This window comes from Paenibacillus sp. FSL R7-0312 (assembly GCF_038004445.1).
Lineage (GTDB): Bacteria > Bacillota > Bacilli > Paenibacillales > Paenibacillaceae > Paenibacillus_AQ.
The window spans coordinates 3,084,001-3,103,016 of the sequence record NZ_JBBORE010000001.1 but is presented as its reverse complement, the minus strand read 5'-3'; the positions used below and the strand labels follow the sequence as shown (position 1 = coordinate 3,103,016).

Below are 19,016 nucleotides of genomic sequence, written 5' to 3'. Positions count from 1 at the left end.
CCTTAAGCATATTGCCGATAGTGTGCGAGAGAAAGCCGCTGTTTATACAATCCCCGGTGCTATAATTCAAAAGCTTTTAGTGTTGCTTTTTGCTACCCTTCATGCTAAACTATTTTAAGTTGTGAATCATATGATGATTTCGAATGTCTTCCAGGAGGTGAATGCAATGCCAAATATCAAATCCGCGGTTAAACGCGTCAAGACGATCGAGAAACGCCGTGCACTGAACGCTTCCCAGAAGTCCGCGCTTCGTACAGCTGTGAAAACTGCTGATGTAGCACTGACAGGTACGGAAGTGGAAACTGCTCACGCTGCTTTCCAAGCTGCTTCCAAAAAGCTGGACAAGGCTGTAACTAAAGGCCTGGTTCATAAAAATGCGGCTGCCCGCAAAAAATCCCGCTTGGCTAAGAAATTGAACGCTCTGAAGGCTCAAGCTTAAGCCACGGGCGACAATCATAACGAGCACTTGAAGAACCTGACCGCTATGCTGCATACGGTTAGGTTTTTTTGTGCTCTTTTTTCATATACCGGAACACCCCAAGAGCCTGTCCACCCGCATTCATACGGAGCGGACAGGCTCTTGGGCTACCCTAACCTGTACCTGATTACACGCCAAGACGAAGCATAAACATCTCCAGCCCCAGCACTTTATCAATTGCGCCTGTCTTCATCTGATAATCAAGATCGGCCAGTATGCTGAGAATCTGCCGTAGACGCTGACTGCCGAACTTATGGGCCTGCTCTCCCGCAAGCTTGACTGCATACGGGTGCAGCCCGAGCTGGGAGGCAATCTGCCCTTGCGAATAGCTCAGACCGGACAGATCCTTGACCTGCAGGATGATCCTGAACTGCCGCGCAATCAGTGCCGCGATCTTGATCGGCTCCTCCCGCTGCTTCAGCAGCTCATAGAGTGTATTGAGTGCCTTATCGAGGCGCAGATTCGCAATATCCTCCACCAGCGTAAATATGTTCTGCTCCGTGCCGCGGTGGACCAGACTCTCTACTGCTGCAGCATCTACCTTACCGCCAGTACCCGCGAACAGACACAGCTTGTCCATCTCAGCCGACAGGCCCTGCAGGCTGGTTCCGGCACTTGCAATGAGCACCTCAGCTGTGCCCGGAGCAGCCGTACAGCCCCGGTCGCGGAAGCCCTTTTCCACCCAGCGCAGCAGCTCTTCCGCACCCAGCGGATTGAAGGCTAAGACGGTGCCGGAGGCCTTGGCGGTTTTGACGATTTTTTTGCGTTCATCCAGCTTGTCATTATTCACCATAAATACAATTACGCTGAATTCGGCAGGGTGCTGCATATAATCGCTCAGCAGCTCTACACGGTGTTCAATCTTGGTGTTCTCCTTACCTGCCGTGAATAGGGCGGCATCCCTTACCAGTAGCAGCTTGCGCTCTACCATAAACGGAACCGTCTCTGCTTCTTCTATCACGGCCTGCACCGGCGTTTCGGAGAGATCGAAGGGAATCACCGCGAAGTCACGGTCCTCTTTGGCTATCAGGTGTTCCTCCAGCATGGCCGTGAATTCATTCATCCGGAATTTCTCGCTGCCATACAGTACATACAGCGGTGAAATTTTCCCCTGTTTGATGTCTTTGGCCGCCGTTTTGGCATCCATCCCGCCACTTCCTTTTCCATTTCATTGCCTGGTTGTGTACAACGTACAACACATACATTCATACATTTTAACAAAAAAACGCCTGCAAACATAGACAAAAACGGAGCAACCTCGGCAGCCAGGGCCAAAGTTGCTCCGTTTCAGCGGCGCATCTATATAAACGACGGAGAGGGAAGCTCTAGAAACTTACCATCCGCCGGTCATACCGATGATACTCGCAAATCCAGTAATTCCTATCCTCATACCCTAGCATATTCCGCAGGTGCTTAAAAAGTTCCAGTTCGCGATTATTTATTGGACGTTGCCGCGTCCGGAGTAATCACGGGGCTGGACTGGGGGGAAACGGAAGCTGATGGAGCAACGGAAGGAACCGGTGCTGATGTCTCTGCCGGAACCGTATATGTCTTCGTTGCCTGCGTACCATCCTGCAGCTGTGTTACATAGGTGAACTGGCTGCTATCCTCCGACCACACGCCGGAGACCCACGTCCCTTCTATGGGCAGAGAATTCAGCGCAACCCGTCCTCCCTCTGCACTGCCTGCCGGAGCGCTGTAGATCACAACCTGCTGTCCTGCCAGCTCTGCCGTATAACGTCCATCCGGAGAAGACCATGAAGGCTGGGAAGCTACCAGCGCAGGCAGCAGACCCATTGCTCCAGGCTCCGCTGCGTTCGGGTCCTGCGGAGCACCTTCCTCCGGCGCTGCGGTATCAGCTGCTGCATCCTCCTGGACCATGCCCATGAATATCTGGCTCTGGGCGGCCGGATCAGCAGCACGGTTATTATTCCCGCTGCTGGCCTTCCGGGAATTCTCTGCCGGCGGTGCTGTGGCATTGCGTTTGGCGGAAGGAGCTTGCGTTGCCGGAGGCTCCTTGGCCGGAGCCGGACCTGCGTCTGCTCCGTCAGCATTGTCTGCAACATCCGCACTATCCCCGGCAGCAGGCCCTGTACTGTTCAGAGGAGCACCTTCTTCAGCATTCGGCTCCGCCGTGGCTTGTTCTGAGAAGAAGATCTCAGCGCCGCCGTCAGTGCTGTTGTTCTGTCCTGCATCTGCCGGAGCTGCATTGTCTGCGGCTCCCGTTATCATCTTAGAGGAAGCTTCACTTCCTGCTGCATTATACGCCTGATCCATATCCGCACCCGGCATGCTCTCCGGCAGGTTGAAGATAGCGAATAACAGAATCACCGCTGCCGCAGCAGCGCCGATGCCTGTCCGTGTTGCTATTGAAGCGCCCTTGGGCTTCTTGCCGCGGGTGCTTTGGCGTGTAAAGGGAACAATCTTGGGATCTTCAGATCCCACCATAACAGGCTCCTCCCGGACGCCGCGGTCCAGCTGTTCAAGCTGCGGCAGGATAGAGTCGACCAGACTGAAGGGCGGCTTCACATCCGGTAGCTCCTCCAGTTGCCGGGAGAGCATCGTCAGCCGGTCAAAGACTTCCGCGCAGGAAGGACAATCGTCGATATGACGGAACATTTCAATCATTTCTTCCTGACTGAGATCATGATCTAAATAGCGGTGCATCCATTCCATCACCTCCGCGCACTTCATCCTGACACACCACCTTTCTGATACTCCTGAAGTCTATTCTGCAGCTGTGCCCGGGCCCTGAACAGGTAGGATTTCACCGTGTTTAAAGGCAGATCCAGACAGTCTGCAATCTCGTTGTAAGAAAAATCCTGTAAATACCGGAGTACAATCACCGTCCGGTGATGCTCAGGAAGCTGATCGATTGCCTCGCGGATATCCTCCGCCAGGTACCCCGACATCACTTCGCGCTCTACGTTATGCTTATTATCCTGGAACACCATTTCGTGCTCATCGATAGAAACAGTAGGCTTCGTTCTCCGGAACTTGTCAATACAGATGTTCGTCACAATCCGCTGAACCCATGTTTTGAACTGGGCCTTCTCCTCATAGGAGCCGATCTTGGTATACACCCGGATTAATGCCTCCTGGGATGCATCCAGAGCATCCTGTTCATTATGCAGAATGTAGAAGGCCGTCTTATACACATGTCCTTCAATTTCTCGCAATAGGGTGATTAGAGCGTCGCGATCGCCCGCTTGAGCGGCTCTGATGAGTCCCTGCTCCACCACGAAGGTTCCCCCTCTCTATGCAATCTTACTGACGCGCAAGACTGCGAATTTGTTGCAAGCCTGTAATCAATATTTTTGGAATACCAAACTTGGATAATAACGCCATAAGGAAGACCTGGTTTCCGTTTCCTGCGGCTGCCGCAGACCGGTCCATAATCCTTACTAAGCATACAGGGGATGCTTCAATCATTCAAATACTCTTTTATAGAAGTTTGTTACAAAAATGACATGGAAAACAGGCAGACCCGCGCGATAACCCCCCGCGAATGAAGACTGCCCTATAATTTATAAAGTGTAGCTGCGCACAGCAGGAGGACGGCATAATTCTCTCTGGAATCATCATCAAGCACATATACTTCGCCCTGCGTAAAAAGTTGCGGATGATTATAGTTCCGGTGCAGCTTATAAAAAGCCCCTGCAGTCACCCTGCAGCCGTGTACAGCGGAGCGGATTTCTATATACTCCGCCTCTTCCATATTCAAAGTGGGATACAGCTTGCTACGAATATCGTCGCCCGGCATGGCATCACCTTTCAGGAAAGCTCATCAATTTCGGCAGGTGCTTCAGCACCCCAGTCCTAGATGTAAGTATTGCCCTGATCAGCCTTTTTCCATCATTTACACATCCGGGAAATCAAGTAAACCAAAAAAATGCCCCACCCAATAGAGGCAAGGCATTTCACATGGTATAAAGCTTCAGATACGCGAACGGCTCTGCCAGCTTACAGACCCTGGATCTCTTTGAATTTCGCCACATACTGCGCAGCCAGTTCTGTGATTTGGTCATAACGGCCTTCTTTGGCCGGTGCAGTCAGGTTACCCCCGATGCCGACAGCGATACAGCCGTTCTTGATCCACTTCTCCATATTGTTCAGATCCACGCCGCCGGTAGGCATAATGTTCACATGCGGCATCGGGCCCTTAACTGCCTTGACATAATCCGGTCCGAACGCACTGCCAGGGAACAGCTTCAGTACATCCACGCCCAGCTTCAGGGCTTCCTTCATTTCATTCAGCGTCATGCAGCCCGGCATATAAGGAATGCCGTAAAGATTACACATCTTGGCGGTATCTTCTTCAAAAGAAGGGCTGACTACAAATTCCGAACCGGCCAGAATAGCGATTCTTGCGGTAAGCGGGTCGAGTACTGTACCTGCACCGATCACAGCGCGGCTTCCATATTCGGCAACGAGGCGCTTGATCGCCACATCCGCATCCGGAGTCGTGAAAGTTACTTCAATGTTGTTCAGTCCGCCTTCAATACAGGCTGCCGACATTTTATAAGCATCATCGGCATTATCCGCGCGGATAACGGCCACAACGCCAACAGACGTGATGTTCTGCAATACTTTGATTTTCTTCATTTAGAAACTTCCTCTCTGGGTACATTCTGATAAGAATATTTATTTAGATAAACTAATTTATCTAATTTACTAACAACAGGCTTTATCCTTCTAAGAAAATAGTAATAATATTGTTGCCATCAGTCAATATATATTTATGTGAACAACGGAATTACACTCTAAGGAAACGTATAAAAAGCTTATATATCAAGGAATTATGGCTTAAGGTACGCAACTTCCTAATAAAATAGGACCGCTGAATGAGTAATGCCATATTGTACAAAACCGTTTTATGTGATAATTTCAATTTATATTCTATCCCAAACCTTTATACGGGGTTCATTCTTTTAGGAGGAACTATTAATGAGTAAACAGCTGGATGCAGTCACATTCGGGGAGCCTATGGCCATGTTCTACGCTAATGAAGCCGGCCCCTTGCATGAGGTTACTTCTTTCTCGAAAGCGCTGGCAGGCGCGGAGAGCAATGTGGCCATCGGATTGTCACGCCTGGAGCACCTGACCGGTTATGTGACCAAGCTTGGCGAAGACAACTTCGGCCAATTCATCGCCTTGGCGCTGAATAAAGAGAAAATTGATACGGACAGCATTACAACAACCAAGGAGTTCTCCACCGGCATGCTGATCAAATCCAAAGTGCTGACCGGAGATCCCAAGGTTGAATATTTCCGCAAAAATTCCGCCGCCTCCAAGCTGAGCCTGGCTGACTTCAACGAGGATTATTTCGCTTCTGCAGGTCATTTGCATGTGACCAGTATCTCTTCCGCCCTCTCGGCTTCCTGCCATGAGTTCTCGCTGCATGCCATGGAATTCATGAAGCAGCGCGGCAAAACCGTCTCGCTCGACCCGAATCTGCGCCCGACCCTCTGGCCGGACAAAGAAACCATGGTCAATACCATCAATGACCTGGCGACCCGCTGCGACTGGTTCCTGCCGGGACACGGTGAAGGCAGAATCCTGACCGGCCTTGATACTCCGGAAGAGATTGCCGGTTATTATCTGGAACGCGGCGTATCCCTGGTTGTCATCAAGCTCGGTCCTGAAGGCGCTTATTACAAAACGTCCACCGGTGAAGAAGGTTATGTGGACGGCTTCAAGGTGGAGCAGGTTGTGGATACAGTCGGCGCCGGAGACGGCTTCGCCGTTGGCGTAATCAGCGCCATGCTGGAGAAGCTGAGCGTAGCCCAAGCTGTGAAGCGCGGCAATGCGATCGGCGCGCTCGCCGTAATGTCGCCTGGTGATATGGATGGGCTTCCAACCCGTGACGGGCTGGAGAAATTCATGAACGCTGGCGTATAATAGGCAGTTATCTGAAGCTGCCAGAACAGCCTCCCCCAGAGAAGTGTGATACAGCAAACAAGGGTGCCCAGGAGCCAGGCTAATGGCTTGGGGCACCCTTGTTTGGCAGAGCGGGATTGCGGCAGCTGCTATGAAATGGCGGCATCACGCCCAAGCAGTATCGTTGCGGACTGGAGAGACGTTATTCCGGCGATTCCGGCGATTCCGGCCATTCCGCTTACCTAACGGACTCAGTGCAGTTAGAATAAAATATGTCAAGGTACCGTTTTATTAATCAACTAACAGGAAACGTTTGTTCAATACATTTATTCATTCAATTACCTTGGAGGTTACCATGATAACTAATGAAGCGATGTCTACACTATTGCTTAAAACCAAACCTTCAGGGGCTAGTAATAACCATGAATACGCCCATTTTGTTGAATGGGATGGCTGTATTTTAATTAGTTGTTTTGCAAGAGATTTACCGAGTAGTTTCGATAAAACAACTTACTCAGACCGTACAGACTGCGAGACATCGATAAACCACTTGCACTTGGAGAACCTCTCTATAGCATTAGAATTAATTGACGTATGGGAAAAGATACTCCGTCGTAACTTCGCAGGGGAAGAACTTAATATTGTAGTTACTTGTGAACCTGATGGTAAAGAAGCTGTTGCTCGTTTTTATCAGCTAAGACCGGAGGAAGTTACCTGGTTGAATGAAGAAAATGATCTCGAGAATTATAACCATGAAGCAATACTTCTTCTAAAGGTGCATTAACCTAAAGGGAAACGAGAGCACCACGACATGATGGCAACGTCACTTTGGGGAGAGATATGCGTTGGTTCGATTTCATTTTAAGACAACCCAAGAATCAGAAAGTTTCTGTTTGGAAATAGTCTGCTACATGATTGAGGAGTTTGGTATCTCGGAGGAAGAGGCTGTCGACAGGATAAATGATATGTGGGAAGGAGTCAACTGGAATGATGATATCGAATCCGAAAATTATGATTTAAGATATCATGAGCATCCGAAAGACTGGGCGTGTATTATTTATTTTGGACATGAGTCACAATGGTGGAGAAAAGAGAAACCTGAATTAACTCCACGACCCTATAAAAAGTTGCGCTAACGGAGAACGATAGCATTCCTGTAGAGCGTTAATTACGAGCTTTGCAAAAAGAAAAGCGCCTCGGTACGATGGGAGTACGCAACGGGTCATAGCCCTTAAAATCCCATCATCCAGGAGGACGCTCTACTATGAAGTTTAAAGCCCAGGACAAACAAAATCAACTCATTGAAAAAATCACCCCTCAGCATCTCGTCGTCGGAATCGACATCGCACAGCTAACTCACGTCGCTCGTGCGGTGAATTTCCGCGGGATCGTCGTTGGCAATCCACTATCTTTCTCAAATGACGAAGAAGGGTTTCAGATCCTTCATCGCTGGATCCAATCGTTGCAATCAACCCATAACCTAGACTCCGCAATCATCGGTATGGAACCAACGGGGCATTACTGGTTAAGCGTCTCCAAATGGCTATCTGAGAAGCAGTTTGAAGTTGTTCTTGTTAATCCTCATCTCGTGAAAAAGAACAAGGAAAACCGCGACAATACGCCATCGAAGAGCGACAAAAAGGATGCTCTCGTCATCGCAGACATGGTGAAGAACGGCTACTACTCATTCATTCGCAACACACCTGAAGCCTTTGAAGAGCTTCGTGTCTTTCTCTCCAATCGAGACTCCGTCGTAACGAGACTCGTTAGTGCAAAGAACCAGATTCATCGTTGGGTTGACGTCGTGTTCCCCGAGCTGAGGCAAGTATTTAAGAATCTGATGTGCAAAGGCTCATTGGCGACACTACGTCTTTTCTCGACGCCTGATGAACTGAGTAAGTTAACACCTCAAGACGTGGTAAGGGGCTGGAAATCCATTATGCAACGGCAACCTGGGGACAAAAAGGCTCAAGCCCTAATCGCTCTTGCTAGCCATTCTGTTGGCTCTAAGCAGGCAACGCATGCGTACAAGCTCCATTTAATGCAGCTTCTCGCAGAATATGATCTCGCTTGTGAGCAACTGCGAGTCGTGGAGGCAGAGATTATAGCAGTTTTAGACCGTATACCTTTTGCTAAGTCGATGCTTGCTGTAAAAGGGATTAATGCAATCTCACTAGCTGGTATTCTTGGAGAGGCTGGGGATTTAAGCGGCTTTGTACATGGCAATGCTTTGCTGCGTCATGCTGGCCTCAACCTTGCGGAAGCAAGCTCGGGCAAATGGACCGGACAGATGAAGATTAGTAAACGCGGACGATCTCGCCTCCGACGTTTCATCTTCATGATGACCCTGAGCTTAACCGCGAATAATCCGGAATTCAAGGCGATACATGCGTACAATGTTCAGGTAAAAAAGATGAAGAAAATGAGGTCACTAATGAAACTGTGCGGTAAACTAGCTCGCATTCTCGTGGGGATGGCTCGCAGCAGTGAAGCCTACAATCCACATAAAACGATGCCACTTCAGCTAGCAGCTTAAGCGATTTCTCACCGTTTCGTCGTACGAATTTTGGCTTATTCGCGGGATTTCAAAAGAAAGCACGGAGTACCGGATATATTGAACCAAAGGGCACCGACCCGTAACGTTAGCATGACCGGCCTCCACCCTTGGAAAGGCGTAACGAAGGAATGAGAGGGCAATGACCCGTTGAGACATGGGAGTGAAAACCTCCAGGGGCGGCGTGGAGAAGCGTGCAGTATATGGAAGGATATGGGGTTTCAGCATCCCCCTCTATTTCCTCACGCCTTCATGTTGTCCTGGTTCTCAACCGGGTTGCTCTAACAATCTTTCGGTAAATCCGAAAAGGGTGAAATCCTGCGAATAAGTGAGCATTCGTGAGAAAACTGAATCGTACTGAGGGAGCTCAATAATACCAAGAAAGCAGCTGATTCATGTGATCGGCTGCTTTTGTTCAATTAAAGGGCAGGACATTTAGTTGAACAAGAGAAGTGGAGGTTTTATGTCGCATTTGACGCATATTGCTCACTAGTGATTTCCAAAAGAGAGCTCGTTTTGAGGGACCCAATATAATAACCAACAGCTGTCTTAAACTGATACATAAAGTTTAGACAACTGTTGGTTTATTGAAATAACGTTTCCCTTTAGTGGAATGTGCGGCTCTGAGTAAAGAAATTCATATTTTTTCTGCAAATATACTTTTTAATATCAAATCTGCACATTCTTCGGAGGTGTTTAAATGAGTGTTGACAGTACAATTATATTGGATATCTTTTGCCATGATTTTATGTTGCCACTCAGATTGATCTTCAGTTCTATTTTCTCTTACAATATTTCTCTGACGGCAAATATCTAAAGGGCAAAATACTTCAACAATGAATAGTGGGTGCTCAGAAAATATATTCTTCACTTTTTCATAATGTGGTTTCAACTCAGGTCTTTCTACCATAATGCCATCAATAAGAACATTTTTCCCATGGTCAGAAAATAATTTAGCTGTATGATACATCATGATAATTGCTTCACTTAAATACTTCCAATAATCTTCACGGAGATAACGTTCACCTATCATTTCTTCAAAAAGGTCATTAGCAACAACATAAAAAAATTCGTTCGATTTTAACTGTAAAGCATCTACTATTGATGTTTTTCCAGCACTTGTAACACCGTTTAAAAATACGATTTTACCTCTGTCCATTCTTTCAATACTCCTTAGTAGTTAAATTAATTCCATTTTAACATTGAAATCAAAAGTTTGGAAATAAAAAACAAATAGAATATAACTATACTCCCCGTTCGCTAAAGAAGATCTTTCATCGACTCGAGAGTCATAGTGATCGTTGCACAGTACGAAGATATTCTGTAATAAAAGAAAGCGTGCTTATTCAACGGGGAACGATAGCAATAAACCGCCTTTCAACGAAGGCGGTTTTCTTATGGTTAAATATCAACATTAGAATTTAACATAGCCAATAAAAAAGAAGCGCCCCATGAAGCCACAGGGCTTAAAGGACGCTCCTTTTGGTACAATCGTTTATAAACCGTTTTATTTCTTCAGCACTGGCGGGCGGACCGACTGGCCCTGCTGCAGCGAAGGCGGAAAACGGTAGGTAATCGGCACAGAGCCGTCCGCATCGTTGATCAGGGAGAGCATAATCTTCGCAGCCTGCATGCCCATCTCATAAGCCGGCTGGCGGATCGTAGTGATGTCCGGATTATAGATCCGGGCGAACTCAGCATCGTCAATCCCGATGACGGACAGCTGGCCGGGAATGGCAATGGCATTACGGTTCGCGTACTTAAGGATCTCGCCCAGTACAAGATCATTGGCGGCAATCAGCGCTGTCGGCGGCTGGGGAAGCCGCAGCAGCTCATCAAGTGCGGTGGCGATTTCTTCCCGCGGCACACTGCGCATATAGGTATCCTGCAGCGGCAGGCCTGCTTCCTCCATAGCCTTTTTGTATCCGCTCATCCGCTCTTTGCGCGGGGTAATAGCGTTCAGGCCAAGCGGCAATGACAAAATGGCGACTGCTTCATGCCCGTGCTTGGTCAGCTCCCTGACCGCTGTCTTCACCGCCATCTCGTTATCGAGCAGCAGGCTCTGGGTCGAGATCCCGTCTACCAGCCGGTCCATGAAGACCAGCGGGTATTCCGCTTCAATCAGCTTAATGTATGGCGCAGGCTGATCTCCGGTCGGGAAAATAATCAGACCGTCCACCTGGCGGGCGACCAGGGTCTCCACATAAGTATTCTCCTTATCCGCATTCTCGTCAGCGTTGCAGATAATGACCTGAATTCCGTGGCGCTGCAGCTCATTCTCAATCGCCCGGATACACTGGATGGACAGCGAGTAATCAATATTGGCCACAATAATACCCACCATATGCGTACGGTTCTGCTTCAGGCTGCGGGCCAGTCCATTCGGCTGGTAGTTAAGCTCATCAATAACCTCAGCGATACGCTGTCTGGTCGCTTCACTCATATATTTGAACCGTTTATTCAAAAATTGCGAAACTGTGCTTTTCGATACGCCCGCTTTCTGGGCCACATCTTCTATGGTCAGCTTTTTCATTTACCCCGCCCCACTCTTCTATATAGAACCAGATCTAGTTGTTACATTACCACTAAGATTACCTAGTGATAAACGGAGAAAAACTTTACTTTCTGATATTACCAAAAAGTATAGCTTTTTTTTAGTAAATTATCTAGAGGAATTGAGCTGAGGGCGCGAAAATTGGAACTATGCGGTGTCGAAGGCTAGGGAAAGGCGATTCGGGATTGGGTGGATAGTGCCGGGGCATTAGCGGCGGGCAGGCGATGGCGATTGGCTAAAGAGAGTGGGCTAGCAGTGAAACATTACGATTGTGATTGCGGGTAGCAGATGGTGTGATATTGGGGTCGGCGGCCGGTATGGGCCAGTGGCGTGATATTGATGATAGGCTTGAGGTAGAAGACAAAGGGCGAACTTACTAAAAAGCGCAGCCAGCATGATAGGATCGGACTGAGATGCGCTTATATTCTCAAAAATCATCATTTCGCCGTGCTTGCGGACTCCATGGCTCTTATTCACTGTAAGTCACCCAAAAACTGCGCAATTGGGAAACAATAAGCGCACTCCAGTCCGCAAGAGTGGTCAAATGTGCCAAATAGAGATAATAAGCGCTTTACAGTCCGTAAGGGATAGGAGTTTGGGAGCAAACCGCAGAATGTGAGAAGCTGGGGTGCTGAAGTGCTGGGGGCTAGAAATCTGAAAATCCGGATATCAGGAGTTGGGGCTTGAAAATTTGGATAATTTAGGAAATTAGGGGTTTGGGAGCAAAAAGAAGAGGTCCCCCGTAATCTCACCGGGCTTCCTCCTGCATCTCCTCGCATGCGTCAGCTCCGGAGCCTCGGGCAGCATCAGTCGACATCTAAGGCAGCACCAAGCTCCAACTCGCGCAATTCATAAATGCTCAATTTCCTTTTTGGGCTGGTGCAACTCAATGTCCGTACACCATGCTCTGCCAATCGGAGTCGGAATACCACTTCCGGCCGAGGAGGATCGCTACTTCCGCTTTACGTTTTGTCCCGTTCACTTCATAAGTAGCCGTCTGCTGCTGCCCCTGAATGTCCATGCCGATCTTGCTGTCCACGTCCTGAATTCCGCCTGTTGCCATGTCGTATAGCCGGCCATGGACGTCGTAACCGTTATGACTATTGTCGCTATAATAGACGAGCAACATATTATCATTCACTTTATCGATTGCAAGATAAGATCTGTATTCGAAGTGTTCATTCTTCAAAGTAAACAGATCAACCGGCGTAACGGTCTCACCGGCTGCGGCCGCAGTTACGTTAACGGCTGAGAGTTTTACCGGGGTTCTGATTCCGCCCTTGCCTAACGTATATGTGCTGCTGGTCATAACCACATGATCGCCGCCGGCAAAGATTACGCCTAATTCATAATAGCTCTGCGAACCTCCCGCATAGAGCGGAAGGGTATAGATCCGCTTTGCCGTAGCTTCTGATAGCTCAGGCTGACCCTTTGGAGACAGATATAATGTGTAAGGCTCAGTAGGATGTGTGTATTTGGGCTTACTGTAATTTACCATTGGCGGCGGAGGCGACCAGACAATTCCGGCTGATGTCTCGATGGCATGCGCTTTTGTCTTATCTCTGTTCGAAGGCAGCGGCATGTAATACTTCATCCCGCCAAACTCAAATTCCACAGAGCCAATCGGCGGATTGTAAGATTGCGGCGATGCGGAAGAAGTGGCTGCAGGAGATGCCGAAGGCTGAACTGCCGCTGCACCAGAACTTTGGTTGAAGATCGCCGCCAGCTGCCCCATCGGATTGCTGTCCCCCCATTGTCCGAACGGCCAGAGCAGCACGCCGAACAGCAGGACCGCTGCCAGTCCTCCCAAGCCTGCTATACGCCCGAACCGTTGGCGCTGCCCGCTTTTTCCCGAAGAACGCTTCTCGGCAGCCTGTTCGATCCGCGCCATTAGCTGTGGTGTAAAGCCCGGCTCGGCCAGCGGGTTGCGTCCAGCTTTGTCATACCAGTCCTTCGTCCCGCTCATCACATGTACTTGTTCGTCCCCGTACTCTCTCTTCACAGGTCTTCCTCCTTTATCGCCGTTCTCACTTTATTTCTGGCCCGGCCCAGCCGGGATTTGACGGTCCCCTGCGCGATACCGAGCAGAGCGGACATTTCCGCTACTGATAAGTCCTGCTGAATATCCAGCACAAGCACCTCTCTGTACTTATCCGGCAGCTCCATAATGATCTCCCAGATACGGTTGGCGTATTGATTGCCGATGGCTTCCTTCTCAGCGGACAAGGCTGCTTCTCCGGTATCCTGCCGGTCGCCAAGCGGAGCAAATTTCCGCCAGAAGCTGTTCCGCCTCCAGCTGAACGCGGTGTTGCGCGTGATGGTCAGCAGCCAGGTTTTCAAAGTGGCCTGGCCCCGGTACTTGCCGACACTCTTATATGCCTTAAGGAATACCTCCTGACTGATGTCACTCGCCTGCTCCCGGCTGCGGGTCAAGAAAAAAGCATAGTTCCACACATCCGGGCCGTAAGTCTCCATCATTTCCCGCAGGGTCATGGACGGAGCGATGGTCACGCTATAAGGCATCTCTCTACTTTGCATGCTTCTCTCTCCCCTCTCGCCCAATTAGACTCAGCAGATCAGAAACGGTTCCCAGTAAACCCCATATTCATGCAAAAAAATTATTTGCACATAAGAGATGCTTACGATTGTCCTCAAATTTACGTTAAAAAAATTTATTTTTTACGTTGTTTTTTACGTTTTTTATCGTAGATTCCTATGGAATGGATGATTATAATAACAGTGCCGGAAGCGATATACTGCGGCAGCACGATAAAGCGGGGGATTCTTTTGAAGACTAAAAAAGTAACGATCACACATATCGCCCAGGCCATGGGCCTCTCACCTGTATCAATCAGCCGGGCACTCAGCAATCAAGCCGGAATCAGCGACGAGCTGAAGGCAGCCATTGTACGGAAAGCAGCGGAAATGGGCTATATTAAGCCCAAAAAGCATACGCCTGCCCGAATTCTGGTGCTGCACCAGAAGCCCTATTCGCATGATAACAGCAATTTCAGCTATATGGTACAAGGGATTGAGCTCGCTTTGCAGAAGGCGGAGACCGATTACAGCATCGAGTTTCTGGATAAGGAGAATCAGAATAAGCTAATTCTGCCTTACCGCCTGAGCCGGGGTTTCAAGTTCGACGGGGTTATCCTGATCGGCCGGTTTAATCTGGAATACGCCTCATTTATCCATGAGCAGATTCCGAATCTCATTTTCTATACCGGTTATTCGCCGGCCTATGACTACGACAGTGTATGGTTCAGTTTTCTGGGCGCCGGCTATAAGCAGTGTAAATATCTGCTGGACCGCGGGCACCGCCGGATTGGTTTCATTGGAGATCCCAGTGCCTACCGCAATAAGGAAAAGAAAACAGGCATCACCTCTGCATTGGAAGAGCATGGGGTGCCGGTGGATGACAGGCTTTTTCTGGGGCGGGATGAGACTCTTCACCTGAGACTGTCCGGCCTTATTGCAGACGGCCAGCTGCCCAGCGCATTCATCTGCGATCATGATTTCACTGCGGTTGAACTGCTTCGCGAGCTGCAGGAGCATGGCATCAAGGTGCCGGGAGAGGTGTCGGTGCTCAGCAGCGGCAATACCGAGGTCTCGGCCTTCTCGCTGCCCGCTTTGACCACGATGGATCTCAATATCGAATATTCATGCCGCACAGTTGTCAGCACGCTGCTGAAACGGATCGCTGAGCCCGGCAAGCCTGCCGAGAACATCGCCATTCTCAGCACACTGGTGGAGCGGGACTCCGTGCATGAGCTGTGATTTTGTAAACCCGGGCTCTTTATTTAACATGCGCACTATCTATAACAAGGGTATTGTAAAGGTGGGAAACCGATGAATTCATCTGTATTACTGCGGTTCTTCAAGTCCCGCAAGCTAAGCTACATTATAGGCTTCGCCTTCATGTTCGCCGCCTCCTTCATTCAAACGCTGTTCCCCAAGGTGCTTGGCAGTGCGGTCGATCTGATGAAGGATAACGGTTTTGAGCCGGGGCAGGTGCTAACCCAGGTCTTCTGGATGGTGCTGATTGCCGCTGTTGTCTTCCTCTGCACCTTCCTCTGGAGAAACATTATTATCGCGAACGGGCGGAACCTCGAATGCTACATCCGGGAGGAGCTGTACCGGCATTTCCTGAAGCTCTCTCCCGGATTCTTCAGCAGCCGCAAGACCGGTGACCTGATCGCTTATGCCATCAACGACATTTCAGCGGTGCGCATGACCTTCGGTCCGGCTACGGCGATGTCTTTTAACGGAATTGTTATCTGTATCTCCTCGGTCTATTTCATGTTCGCGTCAGTCAGCCCCAGCCTCACTCTACTCACATTGTCCCCGCTCCCCTTCATCATCCTCCTGATGCTCTTCAGCGGCCGCAAGGTTCAGACCCGGTTCAGAATCGTACAGAATCAGTTCGGCGCCGTCTCGGACAGGGTTCAGGAGAACATTTCGGGCATCCGCGTCATTAAGGCTTATGTACAGGAACGCTCGGAAATGGAGAAATTCAGTGAGTTGAGCAGCCGTATGAAGCAGGCCAACCTGGATCTGATCAAAGTCTCCGCCGCACTTCCTGCGATGATTGAATTCGGCTTCGCCGTCTGTTTCGTCATGAATCTGATGTTTGGCGGCCGAATGGTGCTGCGGGGGGAGATCAGTATTGGTGACTTTGTCGCTTTTAACGGCTACCTCAGTCTGATTGTAAGTCCCATTGTGTCGATCGGACGGATCGTGACGATATTCCAGCGCGGGTTGGCTTCCCTCGGAAGATTAAATGATATTCTGCGGGTTCAGCCTGAAATCATGGATCTCCCGCACGCTCTCCCTATTCAGCCGGAAGGATCTATGGAGCTGCGCCAGCTGACTTTCTGTTACGAAGGTTCCGATGTTCCGGCATTGCGGGATATTTCACTCGTTCTGCCAAAAGGACACACGCTGGGAATCATCGGCAAGACCGGCTCCGGCAAAAGCACCCTGGCCTCCCTCCTCTTCCGCTTCTTTGGCGTGGAGCCTGGTCACATTCTGCTCGATGGGCGGGATATCAACGATTATGCCCTGGACCCGCTGCGGGAGGGGCTTGGGGTTGTGCCGCAGGATACCTTCGTATTCGCCGCCTCCGTGAAGGACAATATTGTCCTGTTCAAAGACGGCTACACAGACACAGATGTGCAGCATGCCGCAGCGCTCAGCCAAATTGCCGGAAGTATCGAGGCGTTCCCGGAGGGCTATGATACTCTGCTGGGTGAACGCGGTGTGAACCTGTCCGGCGGACAGAAGCAGCGGCTCGCAATCGCGCGGGCACTGATCCGGAAACCGGCCATCCTGATTCTGGACGATGCGCTGTCAGCGGTGGATGCGGTAACGGAAGGACAGATTCTGAACAGCCTGCGGCAGACCCGCAAGGGGAAGAGTAATATCCTGATCTCTCACCGGGTATCGGGCATCATGGAAGCCGACGAGATCATCGTGCTGGATAAAGGTCGTATTGCCGAACGGGGCACCCACGAGTTGCTGCTGAAGAAAGGAGGCATGTATTATGACATCTATACCGAACAGCTTGAAGAAGGAGAGGTCTGCTAGACGGGACAAATCCGAAGCTGGTGCAGTGAGGCTGCTGCTGCGGTTATCTGCCCCTTACAAGTTCCAGCTCCTGCTTGCCTGTCTGTGCGTGGTGATTGTAAATGGCGCATTTCTGATCCAGCCGCTGATTCTGCAGCGCGTGATCGACCACTTCTTGATCGGAGGCGCCGCTCAGAGCGGACTGAATTCGATTGGAGGCTTAGCCCTGCTGTATGTGACCGTAGCTGCGGCTGGCGGGATCTTCTCGTATCTTCAGGCGCTGATTGCCGGCAAAGCGGGACAGAGCCTGATCCATGAGCTGCGGGTCAGAGTGTTCTCCATCATTGAACGGCTCCCCCTACCTTATCTGGACCGGACCTCCTCCGGGCGGCTGATTACCCGGGCCACCAACGATACAGCTGAGATCAGCGAGCTATACACGGATGTGGTCATCTCGCTGGTCAAGGATGTGCTGCTGCTGCTGGGGATCATCTACGCCATGCTGCTGCTCAGCCCGTCCTTAACGCTGGTTTCTTTTACCGTCATTCCGGTGATGGTCTTCCTGGTCTTCTTCATTAAGAACCGGATCAAAAAGAACTTCTTCCATATGAAGCACTTTATTGGACAGATTAACGGGTTCATTGCCGAGAGCCTCTCCGGGATGCGGGTCATTCAGAGCTTCCGCGCCGAGCGGGAAAAAGAGGATCAATTCCTGAAGCTGAACGGGGAATATTTCAAAACCACCCTGATTCAGGTCCGCCTCAACAGCGTGCTGAAGCCGGCCTCGGATATGTTCCAGAGTCTTGCTGTGGCCATCCTGGTCTGGTTCAGCATCAGCCGGATCTCCGGCGGCACCCTGCAGATTGGTGTACTGTTTGCGTTCACGACGTATATCAAGCAGTTCTTCAGCCCGGTCTCCGATCTGGCAGACAAATACACCTCCATACAATCCGCACTTGTATCCACAGAGCGTATCTATGAGCTGATCCGTGAGGAGGACCGCCTGGAGCAGCCGGATCGCGGCATATCGATGGACCGGCTGCATGGGACGATAGAGTTCCGCCACGTATGGTTCTCTTATAACGATGACGACTGGGTGCTGAAGGATGTCAGCTTCGTGATCGATAAAGGACAGACCGCCGCCTTCATCGGCGAGACCGGTGCAGGCAAAACGACGATCATCAGTCTGATTAACGGCTTCTACCGCGTGCAGAAAGGCGAGATTCTGATTGACGGGGTCAATGTGAACGACATCCGGCTGGATGATCTGCGGCGGAATATTTCCGTTGTGCTCCAGGATGTGTTCCTGTTCTCCGGCACGATCCGCGACAACATCACCCTTGGAGATGACATCGCGGAGGAGAACGTGCTGGAAGCGCTACAGGCGTCCTGCGCGGAAGAGTTCGTGCTGAGCTCTCCCGGAGGCATCGAGGGGCCGGTCACCGAGCGTGGAGGCACCTTGTCCGCAGGCCAGCGGCAGCTCATCTCCTTCGCCCGGGCCATTGCCCATGATCCGGCGATCTTCGTGCTCGATGAAGCCACCGCCAACATCGACTCGCATACAGAGAAGTTGATCCAGAAGGCGATCGACAACGTCGCCAGCGGCAGAACGACGCTGATCATCGCCCACCGATTGTCTACGATTGCCGGTGCGGATCTTATCATTGCGATGAAGGAAGGCCGGATCGCCGAATCCGGCCATCCGCGCGAGCTGCGGCAGCGGGGCGGCTATTATGCCGAGCTGCTGGAGGAGAGCCGAAATCATATTATGAGTTCGTGAGACATTCGTAACCTTCGGAGTCTGCTAATTGCACTTTCTGCAATAGAATCCGCAATTTGCTAAGCTAGATCTCATTCTGCTGTATTTCGTACAACTGAATTCTGGAATTCTGCCCAGGAGTCCCTCATTTACTGAATTCTTATGTACAAAATGCTACAGATTCGATTTTCCTGCGGATTCCGGGTTCATCTAATGTATGAAGTGC

The 19,016-nt window shown here is 50.3% G+C and carries 18 protein-coding genes; 9 read left to right on the top strand and 9 right to left on the bottom strand.

Annotated features, from left to right (window positions below):
* The first annotated feature begins 166 nt into the window (after nt 1-166).
* Nucleotides 167-439, top strand: coding sequence for a 30S ribosomal protein S20 (rpsT, locus tag MKX70_RS13550; protein WP_039309591.1), 273 nt, complete (start codon nt 167-169; stop codon nt 437-439).
* 166 nt (nt 440-605) lie between these two features.
* On the opposite strand, the gene holA is transcribed toward rpsT, so the two are convergent.
* The 5 genes from holA to MKX70_RS13525 all read right to left on the bottom strand — a co-directional run bounded on the left by holA (nt 606) and on the right by MKX70_RS13525 (nt 5,083).
* Nucleotides 606-1,625 carry a DNA polymerase III subunit delta gene (gene holA / locus MKX70_RS13545; RefSeq protein ID WP_340783456.1) on the bottom strand — a complete coding sequence of 340 codons (1,020 nt, stop codon included), beginning with the start codon at nt 1,623-1,625 and terminating at the stop codon, nt 606-608.
* A gap of 287 nt (nt 1,626-1,912) precedes the next feature.
* Nucleotides 1,913-3,172, bottom strand: coding sequence for a zf-HC2 domain-containing protein (locus tag MKX70_RS13540; protein WP_340840183.1), 1,260 nt, complete (start codon nt 3,170-3,172; stop codon nt 1,913-1,915).
* Nucleotides 3,169-3,720, bottom strand: a complete 552-nt coding sequence (locus MKX70_RS13535; protein ID WP_039309588.1) for an RNA polymerase sigma factor — start codon at nt 3,718-3,720, stop codon at nt 3,169-3,171. Before MKX70_RS13535 ends, MKX70_RS13540 begins: the two co-directional genes overlap by 4 nt.
* A gap of 278 nt (nt 3,721-3,998) precedes the next feature.
* Complete coding sequence (locus tag MKX70_RS13530) at nt 3,999-4,241, bottom strand: hypothetical protein (protein ID WP_042238617.1); 243 nt, start codon at nt 4,239-4,241, stop codon at nt 3,999-4,001.
* 200 nt (nt 4,242-4,441) lie between these two features.
* The gene (locus MKX70_RS13525; RefSeq protein ID WP_042238620.1) at nt 4,442-5,083 is read right to left on the bottom strand and encodes a bifunctional 2-keto-4-hydroxyglutarate aldolase/2-keto-3-deoxy-6-phosphogluconate aldolase; all 642 of its coding nucleotides are present in this window, start codon (nt 5,081-5,083) and stop codon (nt 4,442-4,444) included.
* Nucleotides 5,084-5,425: 342 nt separating this feature from the next.
* Here MKX70_RS13525 and MKX70_RS13520 point away from each other — a divergent pair, with 342 nt between their 5' ends.
* The 5 genes from MKX70_RS13520 to MKX70_RS13500 all read left to right on the top strand — a co-directional run bounded on the left by MKX70_RS13520 (nt 5,426) and on the right by MKX70_RS13500 (nt 8,894).
* Nucleotides 5,426-6,379 (top strand): sugar kinase, encoded by a 954-nt coding sequence (locus MKX70_RS13520; protein ID WP_042238622.1) that lies wholly within the window; start codon nt 5,426-5,428, stop codon nt 6,377-6,379.
* Between the two features lie 102 nt (nt 6,380-6,481).
* Entirely contained in the window at nt 6,482-6,604 is a 123-nt protein-coding gene (locus MKX70_RS13515) for a hypothetical protein (protein WP_269322077.1), read from the top strand.
* 109 nt (nt 6,605-6,713) lie between these two features.
* Entirely contained in the window at nt 6,714-7,142 is a 429-nt protein-coding gene (locus MKX70_RS13510; RefSeq protein WP_340840181.1) for a hypothetical protein, read from the top strand.
* Between the two features lie 127 nt (nt 7,143-7,269).
* On the top strand, nt 7,270-7,494 hold the full coding sequence (locus MKX70_RS13505) for a hypothetical protein (RefSeq protein ID WP_156123315.1): 225 nt from the start codon (nt 7,270-7,272) through the stop codon (nt 7,492-7,494).
* A gap of 128 nt (nt 7,495-7,622) precedes the next feature.
* Nucleotides 7,623-8,894, top strand: a complete 1,272-nt coding sequence (locus MKX70_RS13500; protein WP_340840180.1) for an IS110 family transposase — start codon at nt 7,623-7,625, stop codon at nt 8,892-8,894.
* Nucleotides 8,895-9,549: 655 nt separating this feature from the next.
* On the opposite strand, the gene MKX70_RS13495 is transcribed toward MKX70_RS13500, so the two are convergent.
* The 4 genes from MKX70_RS13495 to MKX70_RS13480 all read right to left on the bottom strand — a co-directional run bounded on the left by MKX70_RS13495 (nt 9,550) and on the right by MKX70_RS13480 (nt 14,004).
* Nucleotides 9,550-10,071, bottom strand: coding sequence for a phosphotransferase-like protein (locus MKX70_RS13495; protein WP_042238627.1), 522 nt, complete (start codon nt 10,069-10,071; stop codon nt 9,550-9,552).
* A 348-nt stretch (nt 10,072-10,419) separates the two neighbouring features.
* Nucleotides 10,420-11,445, bottom strand: a complete 1,026-nt coding sequence (locus tag MKX70_RS13490) for a LacI family DNA-binding transcriptional regulator (RefSeq protein WP_340783440.1) — start codon at nt 11,443-11,445, stop codon at nt 10,420-10,422.
* A gap of 907 nt (nt 11,446-12,352) precedes the next feature.
* The gene (locus tag MKX70_RS13485; protein WP_042238630.1) at nt 12,353-13,468 is read right to left on the bottom strand and encodes a hypothetical protein; all 1,116 of its coding nucleotides are present in this window, start codon (nt 13,466-13,468) and stop codon (nt 12,353-12,355) included.
* Nucleotides 13,465-14,004: an RNA polymerase sigma factor gene (locus tag MKX70_RS13480; RefSeq protein ID WP_340840179.1), complete on the bottom strand. Its 540-nt coding sequence runs from the start codon at nt 14,002-14,004 to the stop codon at nt 13,465-13,467. The genes MKX70_RS13485 and MKX70_RS13480 overlap by 4 nt, the downstream gene beginning before the upstream one ends.
* Before the next feature lie 249 nt (nt 14,005-14,253).
* On the opposite strand from MKX70_RS13480, the gene MKX70_RS13475 reads away from it, so the two are divergent.
* The 3 genes from MKX70_RS13475 (at nt 14,254) to MKX70_RS13465 (ending at nt 18,811) form a co-directional block, all read left to right on the top strand.
* Nucleotides 14,254-15,243, top strand: coding sequence for a LacI family DNA-binding transcriptional regulator (locus MKX70_RS13475; protein WP_340840178.1), 990 nt, complete (start codon nt 14,254-14,256; stop codon nt 15,241-15,243).
* Between the two features lie 72 nt (nt 15,244-15,315).
* The gene (locus tag MKX70_RS13470) at nt 15,316-17,052 is read left to right on the top strand and encodes an ABC transporter ATP-binding protein (RefSeq protein ID WP_340840177.1); all 1,737 of its coding nucleotides are present in this window, start codon (nt 15,316-15,318) and stop codon (nt 17,050-17,052) included.
* Entirely contained in the window at nt 17,009-18,811 is a 1,803-nt protein-coding gene (locus MKX70_RS13465; RefSeq protein ID WP_340840176.1) for an ABC transporter ATP-binding protein, read from the top strand. The genes MKX70_RS13470 and MKX70_RS13465 overlap by 44 nt, the downstream gene beginning before the upstream one ends.
* Nucleotides 18,812-19,016 lie beyond the last annotated feature (205 nt).